General features: G+C 49.1%; 13 protein-coding genes. 11 read left to right on the forward strand and 2 right to left on the reverse strand.

Features of this window, described 5'->3' with window-relative positions:
* The first annotated feature begins 161 nt into the window (after positions 1-161).
* The 8 genes from AC3QL0_RS05665 to AC3QL0_RS05700 all read left to right on the forward strand — a co-directional run bounded on the left by AC3QL0_RS05665 (position 162) and on the right by AC3QL0_RS05700 (position 6,501).
* Positions 162-1,121 carry a hypothetical protein gene (locus AC3QL0_RS05665; RefSeq protein WP_493010462.1) on the forward strand — a complete coding sequence of 320 codons (960 nt, stop codon included), beginning with the start codon at positions 162-164 and terminating at the stop codon, positions 1,119-1,121.
* Between the two features lie 18 nt (positions 1,122-1,139).
* Positions 1,140-1,316 carry a cbb3-type cytochrome oxidase assembly protein CcoS gene (ccoS, locus tag AC3QL0_RS05670; protein WP_135865598.1) on the forward strand — a complete coding sequence of 59 codons (177 nt, stop codon included), beginning with the start codon at positions 1,140-1,142 and terminating at the stop codon, positions 1,314-1,316.
* Between the two features lie 156 nt (positions 1,317-1,472).
* Positions 1,473-2,957 carry a cytochrome-c oxidase, cbb3-type subunit I gene (gene ccoN, locus AC3QL0_RS05675; RefSeq protein ID WP_493010463.1) on the forward strand — a complete coding sequence of 495 codons (1,485 nt, stop codon included), beginning with the start codon at positions 1,473-1,475 and terminating at the stop codon, positions 2,955-2,957.
* 10 nt (positions 2,958-2,967) lie between these two features.
* Positions 2,968-3,627, forward strand: coding sequence for a cytochrome-c oxidase, cbb3-type subunit II (gene ccoO / locus AC3QL0_RS05680; protein WP_493010464.1), 660 nt, complete (start codon positions 2,968-2,970; stop codon positions 3,625-3,627).
* 2 nt (positions 3,628-3,629) lie between these two features.
* A complete protein-coding gene (locus tag AC3QL0_RS05685; protein ID WP_135865604.1) occupies positions 3,630-3,797 on the forward strand; it encodes a cbb3-type cytochrome oxidase subunit 3 in 168 nt (55 codons plus the stop codon).
* Complete coding sequence (gene ccoP / locus AC3QL0_RS05690; protein ID WP_493010465.1) at positions 3,790-4,698, forward strand: cytochrome-c oxidase, cbb3-type subunit III; 909 nt, start codon at positions 3,790-3,792, stop codon at positions 4,696-4,698. The genes AC3QL0_RS05685 and ccoP overlap by 8 nt, the downstream gene beginning before the upstream one ends.
* Before the next feature lie 36 nt (positions 4,699-4,734).
* Complete coding sequence (ccoG, locus tag AC3QL0_RS05695) at positions 4,735-6,243, forward strand: cytochrome c oxidase accessory protein CcoG (RefSeq protein ID WP_493010466.1); 1,509 nt, start codon at positions 4,735-4,737, stop codon at positions 6,241-6,243.
* A gap of 24 nt (positions 6,244-6,267) precedes the next feature.
* Positions 6,268-6,501, forward strand: a complete 234-nt coding sequence (locus AC3QL0_RS05700) for a hypothetical protein (RefSeq protein WP_135865610.1) — start codon at positions 6,268-6,270, stop codon at positions 6,499-6,501.
* Between the two features lie 102 nt (positions 6,502-6,603).
* Here AC3QL0_RS05700 and fnr read toward each other — a convergent pair whose 3' ends face one another.
* Entirely contained in the window at positions 6,604-7,329 is a 726-nt protein-coding gene (gene fnr, locus AC3QL0_RS05705) for a fumarate/nitrate reduction transcriptional regulator Fnr (RefSeq protein WP_493010467.1), read from the reverse strand.
* Between the two features lie 333 nt (positions 7,330-7,662).
* On the opposite strand from fnr, the gene clpB reads away from it, so the two are divergent.
* From clpB to AC3QL0_RS05720, 3 genes are all read left to right on the forward strand, one after another.
* Positions 7,663-10,257: an ATP-dependent chaperone ClpB gene (gene clpB / locus AC3QL0_RS05710; RefSeq protein ID WP_493010468.1), complete on the forward strand. Its 2,595-nt coding sequence runs from the start codon at positions 7,663-7,665 to the stop codon at positions 10,255-10,257.
* Between the two features lie 149 nt (positions 10,258-10,406).
* The gene (locus AC3QL0_RS05715) at positions 10,407-11,282 is read left to right on the forward strand and encodes a LysR substrate-binding domain-containing protein (RefSeq protein WP_493010469.1); all 876 of its coding nucleotides are present in this window, start codon (positions 10,407-10,409) and stop codon (positions 11,280-11,282) included.
* On the forward strand, positions 11,279-12,460 hold the full coding sequence (locus AC3QL0_RS05720; RefSeq protein WP_493010470.1) for a YbfB/YjiJ family MFS transporter: 1,182 nt from the start codon (positions 11,279-11,281) through the stop codon (positions 12,458-12,460). The genes AC3QL0_RS05715 and AC3QL0_RS05720 overlap by 4 nt, the downstream gene beginning before the upstream one ends.
* 46 nt (positions 12,461-12,506) lie before the next feature.
* Here AC3QL0_RS05720 and AC3QL0_RS05725 read toward each other — a convergent pair whose 3' ends face one another.
* The gene (locus AC3QL0_RS05725; RefSeq protein WP_135866608.1) at positions 12,507-13,217 is read right to left on the reverse strand and encodes an epoxyqueuosine reductase QueH; all 711 of its coding nucleotides are present in this window, start codon (positions 13,215-13,217) and stop codon (positions 12,507-12,509) included.
* Positions 13,218-13,248: the final 31 nt, after the last annotated feature.

The raw sequence follows: 13,248 nt of genomic DNA on the forward strand, positions 1-13,248 counted from the left end.
GTTCTGTATCAAACAGAAGCGAGACGTTGGCAGACCTTCTGATACCTTTGTAGTAGAATGCACCCGACTAGTACCTCATATCATGTATTCAAGCTTTCGCCGATAACGGTTAGCATGCATGTAAACGGTTAATAAGCAGTTAACGCTTATCTATTCTCTTTATGCGCGCATACTCTATATTTACTATCCCTGCGGGTCTATCTGACGAGCAGCGCAGTCAGCGCAAGCACATGCTCGCGCGACTTGGATTGGCGTGGTTGGCCATGATGCAGGTGATGATGTTTGCTTTTCCAGGGTATTTGCGCTCAGAGTCAATGGAACCTGACAGTCTGGCATTGATGGATAAAGCCATTTTGATCATGAACTGGGCCGCGTTAGTGCTTACCGTTCCTGTCATGATGTACTGTGCTCAGCCTATTTGGGCTGGCGCATGGAATAGTCTTAAAAAATTCAAAGTTGGGATGGATGTGCCCGTTGCCTTAGGCATTATCGTGGCATTCATACCCAGCGTTATCAGCACTTGGCAAGGGCAGGGCGAAGTCTACTTTGATTCTGTCAGCATGTTTGTAGCGTTTTTGCTGACGGCCCGCTATTTGGAATTCTGTGCTCGACAATCTATTAGTCGTGGTCAGTCTTTTGATCGCGTGGAACAGTTTCGCGCCGGTATCTCGGTGCGTGCTAACACATTAGCCTTCTGGTTTGTTCTTATTCAAGTGGCCTTGGCCTTGGTCTTGGGTGTGGTGTGGTTCTTCTATCAACCAGACCATGCTGTGGCAGTGATGGTGGCGTTATTCGTCATGAGCTGTCCCTGTGCCATGTCCATGTCCGTTCCTACAGCTGTTGCCGCCGCCCAGGCGGGATTGATGGTGCAACCTGCACAATCTGAGGCAGACATCTCTGCCCTTATCCAACGCACAGAACATATCTCCAAACAAAATTTATACGGTTCTATTGTCTGGCACCTGTTGATGACCCCCCTAGCTGCTATAGGATTGGTCTCTCCTTGGGTTGCTGCTGTTTCTATGCTGCTGTCCTCACTATTGGTGGCCCTGAATTCCTGGCGCATTTACCGTCAGCGTATCTCGGGTAATCACCTGTCTGGTAGTGAAGTCACTGCATAACAAAAAAGGTGGTACACCATGCTTGAGTCACTGTTTCTCCTGATACCGATCTCGTTGCTGTTTGTGATCCTGATGGGGGTGGCATTCTGGTGGGCCATTTTTGCCGGACAATTTGAAAACTCCCAATCCGCTGGCGAATCAATACTAAACGATGATGACAGCACGCACAGGGATGCGGAGCGCACAAAGAAATAGTGTGAGTTTGTGAGGATCTGTGCCAGTTGGTATAAATCCACACAATAACCACACTAATAATAAGTTCCCTGATTAAGATCAGGGAGCAACGGCCGAGCATGAGCGATCATGGCTCAGGAGATTAATTTTGTAATGTTAGTGTTATAGGGGAAGCAAATGGGCACTTCCGAGACAGTCGGGAAACAGGCCGAAGTCTTCAACTACGGCGTCGTGCGGCAGTTTGCCATCATGACAGTGGTTTGGGGAATTATCGGCATGAGTGTCGGCTTACTTGTTGCCTTGCAACTAATTTGGCCTGAACTTAACTTCGAAACGCCATGGTTTAGCTATGGCCGTCTGCGTCCAGTACATACCAACTTGGTAATTTTCGCCTTTGGCGGTAACGCACTGTTCGCAACGTCGTACTACGTGGTTCAACGTACCTGTCAGGTACGTCTGTACTGTACAAAACTGGCTTCTTTCACCTTCTGGGGTTGGCAGCTAGTGATGTTGGGGGCGCTGATTACTTTGCCTATGGGTTTCACCAGCAGCAAAGAATACGCAGAAATGGAATGGCCGCTGGATATCCTGATCACTATCGTCTGGGTGTCTTATGCTGTGGTGTTCTTTGGCACAATCGTTAAACGCCGTGTGCGTCACATCTACGTGGCGAACTGGTTCTACGGTGCTTTTATTACCACGATTGCCGTACTGCACATCTTCAATAACTTGGAAATTCCGGTTTCCATGTGGAAGTCCTACTCCGTCTATGCTGGCGTGCAAGATGCGATGGTGCAGTGGTGGTATGGTCACAATGCTGTGGGTTTCTTCCTGACCACAAGTTTCTTGGGGATGATGTATTACTTCGTACCTAAGCAAGCTAACCGTCCGGTGTACTCCTACCGTTTGTCCATCGTTCACTTCTGGGCGTTGGCCTTTACGTATATGTGGGCTGGTCCTCACCACTTGCTGTACACATCCTTGCCTGACTGGACACAGTCCTTGGGTATGACATTCTCGCTGATCCTCTTGGCTCCATCTTGGGGCGGTATGATCAACGGTATCATGACCTTGTCTGGCGCTTGGCACAAACTGCGTACAGATCCTATCTTGAAGTTCCTGGTAACTTCCTTGTCCTTCTACGGTATGTCTACCTTCGAAGGCTCCATGATGGCGATCCGTACTGTGAACTCCCTGTCCCACTACACTGACTGGACTATCGGTCACGTGCACTCCGGTGCGTTGGGTTGGGTAGCGATGGTGACCTTCGGTTCCCTGTACTACATGATTCCTCGCTTGTATGGCCAAAAACAGATGGCTTTGCCAAAACTGGTAGAGATCCACTTCTGGGTGGCAACACTGGGCGTGGTGCTGTATATCGCCGCGATGTGGATTTCCGGTGTAATGCAAGGTTTGATGTGGCGTGCAACAGCTCCTGATGGCTTGCTGACATACAGCTTTGTTGAAGGGGTGAAAGCAACTTATCCGTTCTATGCAATTCGTGCATTGGGTGGCTTTATGTTTGTTTGCGGTATTGTCATGATGGGCGTGAACGTCTTCTTGACTGCATGGGGCAAACCTCGTGTGAACCCAGTTGTTCCGCTGACTAACCCTGATGCGATCAGTCCGGCTAACGTTGGTCCGGCTGTTGTTACGGAATAAGGAGCAATCAATGTCCTCAACTGAGAAAAAAGGTTTTTCACACGCCACGATTGAGCGCAACGTTGGTTTATTGATTGTGCTCAGTATTCTGGTGATTTCCTTTGCGGGTTTGGTACAGATCGTGCCGCTGTTTTTCCAGCACTCTATGACTGAACCCACAGAAGGCGTGAAGCCTTACGAGCCCCTGCGTTTGGTAGGTAGAGATATCTACATTCGTGAAGGCTGCGTGGGCTGCCACTCCCAACAAGTGCGTATGCTGCAATCCGAGGTACAGCGCTACGGTCCTTACTCTCTGGCCGGCGAGACTGTGTACGATCACCCATTCTTGTGGGGTTCCAAACGTACTGGTCCTGATTTGGCCCGCGTAGGTGGCGTGTACACCGATAACTGGCACCGTATTCACTTGCGTAATCCTCGTGATACAGAACCTGCTTCCAACATGCCAGCCTACCCTTGGCTGCAACATAACAGCGTAGAAAATGACGACGTGCGTGCACGTATGAATGCTCTGCGTATTATCGGCGTACCTTACACCGACGAGCAGATTGAAAAAGCACCTCAGCAATTGGTTGGTAAAACCGAAGAAGATGCGCTGATTGCTTATCTGCAGGGTATGGGTGTAGAAGGTCGCGCAGCAGCTGAACAAGCTGTAGCCGAGGGGAGACGCTAATCATGGTTGCATTCTTGAATGGTCTGATGACAATACTTGGCATTGTGACGTTCATTGGTATTGTGATCTGGGCGTGGTCGGATGGCCGTAAAAAAGCCAACCATGATGGGTCTATGCTTCCTTTCGCATTGCCGGATGAAGCTGACGAGAAGGGAGGTTCGAATGAGTGATTTTTTTAATCTAGGCTGGGGGATTTACATCTCCGCTATTGCTCTGTTGGGCATTGTCTTCTGTCTGTGGTTGCTGTGGACTCAGCGCGCTTGGCTGTCTCCTTCCATAGAAGAGCAAGAGTCGTCCCATGTGTGGGACGGCAATATCACGGAGCTCAATACTAATGTGCCACGCTGGTGGACCGTTATGTACATATTGCTGTGTGTTTTTGCACTAGGCTACCTGATTATGTACCCAGGTCTGGGTAGTTATCAGGGGATGTTGAGTTATTCGTCCGCTAAAGAAGTGCAAGCACAACAAGAGCAAATTAACGAGCGTTTAGCTCCAACGTACGCTCGTTTCCGTGAAATGCCTTTGGATGAAATCGCTGACGATGCAGAAGCTCGTGCCATTGGCCAACGTTTGTTCTTGAACAACTGTGCTCAGTGTCACGGTTCCGATGCTCAAGGCAGCCCAAGCTTCCCTAACCTGACAGACGGAGCTTGGATGTGGGGTGGCCAGCCTGAGGATATTCTGCACACCATTACTGAAGGTCGCCGTGGCATCATGACAGCACACAAAGGTGTGTTGACTCCTGGTGAAGCGTCCGACATCGCTCAGTACGTGCGTTCCTTGAACAGCTTGGCTCATGACCAGTCTCGTGTACCGTCCGGAAAAAAACTGTTTGAACAAACATGTTTTGCTTGTCACGGTATTGATGCTAAAGGCAATAAGCTGTTAGGTGCTCCTGACTTGACTAGCGGTAACTGGCTGTATGGTAGCTCGGAAGCTGTGATCGTTGACGGTATCTTGAACGGCCATGACAACCAGATGCCAGCCCAGAAACACCGCCTAACCGAAGAGCAAATTCGCTTGTTGGCCGGTTGGGTTTGGGGTTTGGGCAACAACACTGCTAAGTAAGCATTGTGATGTGATTATTGTAAGTTGAGGTGTAGCATGAGTAGTGACGCTCCCCATCGTCAACCAGACGAAGGTAATACAGAGCAGGTACCGGAATGGCGGCCACCTATTTCCTCCAAACCGGTGACAGCTAAAGCGCCTGCTCATGCTGTTAAGATCGACGACGTCAATAAGAAGATCTATGCTAGATCGGTAAAAGGGGTATTCGCCAACTGGCGAATCGCCCTAGTATTCCTCACCCAGATTATTTATTACGGTCTGCCTTGGTTGCAGTGGAATGAACGCCAAGCCGTATTGTTTGATCTGGGTACGAGGAAGTTCTACTTGTTCGGCATTGTGATGTGGCCACAAGATATTATTTATCTGACTGTGCTGCTGATTTTGTCGGCTTTCTCGCTGTTTCTCTTTACAGCGATGGCGGGGCGTCTCTTCTGCGGTTACGCCTGTCCGCAAACGGTATATACCGAAATATTCATGTGGGTTGAACGCAAGGTGGAAGGCGACCGTATGGCTCGCATCCGTCTGGATGAGGCTCCGTGGAGCGCCAAAAAACTGCGTCTTAAAGCCACAAAACACTTCCTGTGGATTGTGATTGCTCTCTGGACTGGTTTTACGTTTATCGGTTACTTCGCTCCTATTCGTGAGTTGGGTGCGCAGATTCTAGATTTCACATTGGGCCCATGGCAGTGGTTCTGGTTGTTATTCTACGGTTTTGCTACCTGGGGGAATGCTGGATTCCTGCGTGAGGCTATCTGTAAGTACATGTGCCCGTACGCACGCTTCCAAAGCGTGATGGTGGATGACGACACCTTTGTGGTGAGTTATGACCATGTGCGCGGTGAGCCTCGTGGTAAACGTTCCAAGAAAGTGGATCACAAAGAAGCAGGCTTAGGGGACTGTGTAGACTGTACCCTCTGTGTGCAGGTCTGTCCGACCGGTATCGACATTCGAGAAGGGCTGCAATACATGTGTATTGGTTGCGGGGCCTGTGTCGATGCCTGTGACGATGTGATGGAAAAACTGGATTATCCTAAAGGGTTAATCCGCTACACCTCTGGCCGTGCTATTACCGAGCGCTTGAGTCAGGATCAGGTACGTAGGCATATGTTTAGGCCACGCATCTTGGTGTATATTGCAATTCTGAGTCTTATTACTGTGGCAGCGGTTTACTCGCTGATGGCCCGTAATGATCTACATATGGATGTGATCCGAGATCGGGGTGTAATGGGGCGCGAAGTTCCGGGCGGTCATATAGAGAACATTTATAGACTGCAAATGATGAACAAGTCAGAGCAGCCTATGCGCATCGAGTTGGGTGTAGAGGGTTTCCCTGGTATCTCCATTAGTACAGTGAATGGTGGCAGTGCAGAAATTGTTGTACCTGCAGCAACGAACGAACTGATTCCGGTGCACGTACAAGTTCCTGTCGATGCGGGTTTGAAGGAGGGTATGCACGATATCGTGATTACGGCCCGTAAACCTGGTAGCGCTGAGTCTGGTGAAGAGTTCATCAGTGAGAAAACACGTTTTTATGTGCCTCGCTAGGGCGCACACGATAAAGGACTCATCATGTCAAATGCAATAGATCAGGATTTGGATACACAGCCGTGGTTTAAAGAGCCTTGGCCGTGGATCCTTATGGCAGGCCCATTCTTGGCTATGGTTGGTTGTGCAGTGACCATTGCCTTGGTGTTGCAACCTACAGGGGTTAGCGAAACCATTAACGATGGTGGTCAGAAGCGCGGCTTGGTCGTAACGCGAGACAAGGCACCTGAGACACCCGTAGTGGTAGAGGCTGAATAAAGCCAAATACTACGTAGCAAAAAAATCCCACGTTGTAACGTGGGATTTTTTTGATGCTTACGCGTTGCGATGTAGCGTGGCTTGCGTATAGAGGGCTGCGGTTTAGCAGTCTACTCCAGCCATGGCTTGTAGAGCAGGCAGGTCTAGAATCATGACTTCGCGTTGTTGGATACGCAGTAGGCCTTCGCGAGCAAAGCGCGAGAACAGACGGCTAACGGTTTCCAATGTCAGGCCTAAGAAGTTACCGATTTCCTCACGGCTCATGCGCAAAATGAACTGATAAGGGGAGTAACCCAAGGTAGACAAACGCTGAGACAGGTTGATCAAGAAAGCAGCTAGACGCTGTTCAGAACGTAACGCACCTAAGTTCATGATCAGAGTATGAGCACGGTTGATTTCCTTGCTCATCAGACGACGCAGTTGTTGTTGCAAGATAGGTAGCTGCAATGAGAGCTTATCTAGCTCGTTCAACGGCATCACACAGACCTCACTGTCTTCCAGTGCGATAGAGTGAGAGACATGGCGATTATTCAATAATCCGTCCATGCCAATGATCTCGCCTGGTAGCAAGAAGCCAGTAATCTGTACTTGGCCGGAGGCGTCTTCCAGTTGTGTCTTGATGCTGCCAGTGCGTAATGCATAGATGGCATCAACTTCATCATCAAGGTGGAACAGGAAAGAGCCTTTGCTCAGACGTATACGTTCCTTGACCAGATCATCCAGCTTCTGCAGGTCGTGGTTGGACATCCCTAGCGGCAAGCAGATTTCATTCAGCATGCAGGATGAGCAACGTATAGCATCGTGACTGACAGAGATTCGTTTTTGCATAGAAAGCGGCTACGGTTGAAAATGGTTAGGTACAACGACCGTGGTTAGAGCTTATTTTCAAGCGCAGCATAAAAGTTGCACTTCGGAGTGAAGTGCCATACTTAGTATTCTAACTTATTTAAAAGCTCTTTTTGAAACATCAAGGATTTTGCTTTTTCTTTTATTTTAGTAAGTTGCAATAAATGTAAGAAAATGCAAATAATCACATAAATGATTTTAACAGGCTCTTGAAGTTTGACCAGATGTCATCATCTATAAGTCAAGCGAAATTAATCTGGTGCAGTCTGTGAATACTCATCGCAAGATTCTGCACATTACCTAGAGTAAGGCAACATGCGAATTGATAAATTAACGACAAAATTTCAACAAGCTTTGGCTGATGCGCAAAGTTTGGCATTGCAACAGGGCAATTCTTATCTGGAACCTGTGCACGTATTGGCTGCATTGTTGGCTGACGTGGATTCCGGAGCAGGCAGTCTATTGGCGCGTGCTGGTGTGGCCGTGCCGCGTTTACAAGCCGAAGTTAAAAAGGCAATTGATGCATTACCTCAGATTTCATCTGGGGATGTAAATCTAAATATTAGTCGCGAGCTGCAAAGCGCGTTGGCATTAACAGAAAAAGAAGCAACCTCGCGTGGCGATACCTATATTGCCAGCGAATTGTTTTTGTTGGTATTAAGCCGAGATAAAGGGCAGGCAGGCCGCTTATTAAAAGAAACAGGTCTAAATGAACAAGCGCTAGCAGCAGCGATTGATGCTGTGCGCGGTGGTGAATCGGTCAGTGATGCAGAAGGCGACGCGAATAGAGAAGCGTTGTCCAAATACACCACTGACCTGACTGAGCGTGCTCGCTTGGGCAAGTTAGACCCAGTGATTGGTAGAGACGATGAGATTCGTCGTTCTATACAGATCTTGCAACGTAGGACCAAAAATAACCCTGTGCTGATTGGTGAGCCGGGTGTGGGTAAGACAGCGATTGTGGAAGGGCTGGCGCAACGTATCGTGAACAACGAAGTGCCTGAAAACCTGAAAAACAAACGCGTGTTGGTATTGGATTTGGCCGCATTGTTGGCGGGTGCTAAATACCGTGGTGAATTTGAAGAGCGTCTGAAAGCTGTCTTGAAAGAGTTGTCTCAAGACGCGGGTAAAACCATTCTCTTTATTGATGAAATCCATACCATGGTTGGCGCAGGTAAAGCCGAAGGTGCTATGGATGCAGGTAATATGTTGAAGCCGGCATTGGCACGTGGTGAGCTGCATTGTATTGGTGCAACCACGCTGGACGAATACCGTCAGTACATAGAGAAAGATGCTGCGTTAGAGCGCCGTTTCCAGAAAGTGCTGGTGGATGAGCCTGATGTGGAATCTACCATTGCGATTTTGCGTGGCTTGCGTGAGCGCTATGAGCTGCATCATGGTGTGGCGATTACCGACCCGGCCATTGTGGCTGCTGCCGAGCTGTCTAACCGCTACATTACCGACAGATTTTTGCCGGATAAAGCGATTGACCTGATTGACGAAGCTGCTGCCCGTATTCGTATGGAGATTGACTCCAAGCCTGAAGTCATGGATAGGCTAGATCGCCGCATGATTCAGCTCAAAATCGAGCGTGAAGCTGTGCGTAAGGAAACTGATGATGCGTCACAGCGTCGTTTAGCCACCATTGAAGAGGAGTTGGAGCGTTTACAGCGCGAGTACAACGACTACGAAGAAGTCTGGAAAGCAGAGAAAGCAGCTGTACAAGGTACACAGTCTATCAAGGAAGAAATTGAGCAGCTCAAAGCGGAAATGGCTGAACTGCAACGTAAAGGTCAGTTTGATAAGTTGGCTGAACTGCAGTATGGCAAGTTACCAGAGCTGGAAGGTCGTTTGGCTACTGCCGAGCAGTCTAAAGACAAACTGGAAGACAAGCCGAAGCTGTTACGTACTCAGGTAGGTACTGAGGAAATTGCGGAAGTTGTGTCACGTGCAACCGGTATTCCTGTGTCTCGTATGATGCAAGGTGAGCGTGAAAAATTGCTGAACATGGAGCAGCACCTTGAAGAGCGTGTGGTAGGTCAGAACGAAGCTGTGTCGTTGGTTGCGGATGCGATCAGACGTTCACGTGCTGGTTTGGCTGATCCATCTAAGCCTTATGGTTCGTTCTTGTTCTTAGGACCTACCGGCGTGGGTAAAACCGAGCTGACTAAAGCCTTGGCTGCATTCTTGTTTGACTCTGAGGATCATTTGATTCGTATTGATATGTCAGAGTTCATGGAGAAACACTCGGTAGCCAGATTGATAGGTGCGCCTCCGGGCTATGTGGGCTACGAGCAGGGCGGTTATTTGACTGAGGCCGTGCGTCGTAAACCGTATAGTGTGATTCTGCTGGATGAGGTAGAAAAAGCGCACCCAGATGTATTTAACATCTTGCTGCAGGTGTTGGATGATGGTCGTTTGACGGATGGCCAGGGTAGAACGGTTGATTTCCGTAATACCGTGGTGATTATGACATCCAACTTGGGTGCTCATCACATCCAGGAAATGGTTGGCGAGCCGTACGAGAAAGTGAAATCAGCCGTATGGGAAGAGGTAAAACTTTCCTTCCGCCCTGAGTTCTTGAACCGTATTGACGAGGTTGTGGTGTTCCATGCACTGGGCGAGGCACAGATTCAATCTATTGCCAAAATCCAGTTGCAACGTTTGGCACAACGCTTGGCTGACAGAGGCATGCAGTTGGAAGTTAGCGATGCTGCATTGGCTGAAGTGGCAAAAGTTGGTTTCGATCCGTTGTTTGGTGCAAGACCGTTGAAACGCGCTATACAGCAAAACATCGAAAACCCAGTGGCCAAACTGATTCTGGAAGGCCAGTTCGGTGAAGACGATGTAGTACCGGTAGACTGGCGAGACGGCAGTTTTGTGTTCGACCAGAAAGCAAGCAAAGCATAAGCCTGTTAGTGCTTGTTAAGCAAAAAGCCCCATCTCTTTGAGTGGGGCTTTTTTGTATATAGGGCTATGGTGTTTCTGCGTAGAGGTGTATATTTTAAATTCTCATTAAAAGAATACTTTGTGTATTTTGTTCTTAAAAGAAGAATTTAATGGATTCCGAAACTCTACGTATCTTCACCACGGTAGCGAGCGAGCTGAGCATCACACATGCTGCAGCACATTTGGGGCGAGCCCCGTCTAATGTGACCACTCGTATACAGCAATTAGAGGCTGACTTGGGGTCGGAGCTGTTTGTACGCACAGGTAAACGACTGGCGCTTTCAGCAGCGGGCCAGAAATTTCTGGATTACGCCAATAGGCTATTAGCCTTGGAAGCAGAAGCTAGGCATGTGGTAACAGGTGGTCTTGATGGCGGCACCTTACGTATGGGCAGTATGGAAAGTACGGCGGCAAGCCGATTGCCCGCTTTATTGGCTAACTACCACGCCCAACATACGAGCACTCAATTGCAACTGAGTACAGGTCCTACACGTGCGCTCATAGAGCAATTGCGCACCGGGCTGCTAGATTGTGCCTTTGCCGCCTTAGCGAGCTCAACGGATGCTGATGTGTTGCTGGATGAGTTAGGTTTACAAGCCATGCCTGTATGGACAGAAGAGCTGCTGTTGCTATTACCTAGTAGCGAGTCTGCGGTGACGCAGGTGTCTGAAATTCAAACACGTACCTTGGTGGCATTTCCGTTAGGGTGCACGTATAGAGGCATAGCAGAACAGGTCTTGGGTATAGCAGATACACCTGAATGGCGTGTGTTAGAGATTGCCTCGTATCACGCCATGATTGCCTGTGTGGCGGCAGGCAATTGCGTGACCTTAGTTCCTGCTAGTGTGTTGAAACTGGCGAGGGTGCCAGAGAGTATGCCCACATTGAAAGTGGCTTCGGTAGACACTTTGTTGATATGGCGTAAAGGCTATGATGTGCCGGCGTTTAGGTCGTTCTTAGCGTTATTGTCCGAGGCTGTGAAATGACAGCCGCTGCACATCGCAGTATGTCATTGGGGCATTGGCGCTCAGCCGTAGAGGCAGCGTTAATTTTGTCGGTAGGCATGGGCTTTGGGCGCTTTGCGTTTACGGCTGTATTCCCTTACATGGTGGAAGACAGCGTGATTAGCGTGCAGCAGGGGAGCTGGGCAGCATCGATGAATTATGCAGGCTATTTGCTAGGAGCACTGTTAGCGGTACGGATGCGTGCACGTTATGCCTACAAACTGTGTTTGTGGTCTGTATTGGGAACAGCCTTGTGTTTGGCTGTCTTAGCGTTGCCTGTGCCTGTGCCTGTGTGGGTCATATTAATTGTGCGTGGTGTGGCCGGTGTGGTGAGTGCATTAGGGTTTGTGGCGGCATCGTTATGGTTATTTGAGCAGCGGGGGCATTTCACTGGGGCTCCAGTGTTGTATGCAGGAGTAGGCGTAGGAATAGCCTTATCGGCTGAGTTGTTGGTACTAGGTGCCAGCCTAGGCTTGCATAGCTCAGGTATGTGGTTGCTATTGGGGGCGGTAGCAGCCGTGATGGGCGTTATTGCCGCACCTGGTTTGTTGATGCCCTATACCGAGCCGTCCACCGAGGCCTCTGCGGCACAGGCGGTTATACAACCTAAATTGGTGGCAGTGCTGCCTATGGTAATCATTTATGGGCTAGCGGGTTTTGGCTATATCGTAACGGCCACCTACTTACCCATATTGGTACACATGGCATTACCTGATGTGCATTCTGCTCATGTGTGGGCGGTGTTTGGTTTGGGTGCAGTACCAGCATGCTTTGTATGGCATAGGCTGCATGAGCGATTAGGTACACGCGGGGCATTGCAATGGAATCTAGCGTTACAAGCGTTGGGCGTAGCTTTGCCTGTGCTTGTTCAGTCAGCCAGTAGTTATATGCTGAGTGCTCTGTTAGTGGGGGGAACCTTCACCGGTACCGTGACAATTGCGATGCCTGCAGCGCAACGTTTGGCTCGTCATACAGGAAAAAATGTTTTAGCCATCATGACATTGATGTACAGCGTAGGGCAGATCATTGGTCCTATGGTGGCAGAGCTTTTGCATACGTATAGCCATAGTTTTTCTAGCGCACTATTAGCGGCATCCTTGGCGTTAGTGATCGCTCTAATTTGTAGCGTAAAACTGTACCCGCCCGCTACACAGCAGTAAGGGAGAATAAAAAAAGCCTGTGATCACAGGCCTTTTTGGTGTGGGCTTAGCGTATTGGTTTGTCTAAACGTTTAGCCGGTGTTTCATTTAGATTTTCTCGCGTAGCGTCCCACGAGTAGAATTTCACACCAATTTGTATGCGTTCGCGGTTAGTTTCGCGACGCCAGCGATTGGCATCTCGCAGTGAGTACACGCAGCCACAGTATTCTTGCATGTAGAACTCTTCTGTTTTGCTGATTTCGATCATACGTTTAGCACCGCCACCTTTGCGCCAGTTGTACGTCCAGTACAGCATGTCAGGGTAACGGGCTGCTGCGCGCTCGCCACAGCCATTGATCTGGTTCATGTCTTTCCAGCGTGAAATGCCTAGTGAGCTACTAAAGGTGTTGTAGCCGTGTTCATGCGCATACAAGGCAGTGCGCTCAAAGCGCATATCAAAGCATTCTGTACAGCGTATGCCGCGTTCAGGTTCATGCTCCATACCTTTTACCCGTTCAAACCAATTATCTACGTCGTAGTCGGCATCAATAAATTCGATGCCGTGTTTTTCGGCGTAGCGTATGTTTTCCTGTTTGCGAATTTCATACTCACGCACGGGATGGATATTCGGGTTGTAGAAGAAAATAGCGTAGTCTATGCCTGATGCGGTCATGGCCTCCATCACCTCGCCTGAACAGGGGGCGCAACAGGAGTGCAGCAAAACCTTTTTGCGGTTGTCTGGTAGGGTGAGTACAGGACGATCAACTGATGTGGACATGACGCTTATGACAGAATAAATGTAGCTGAAC

It is taken from the genome of Paenalcaligenes sp. GW821-LYS-B07-1 (genome assembly GCF_058803365.1).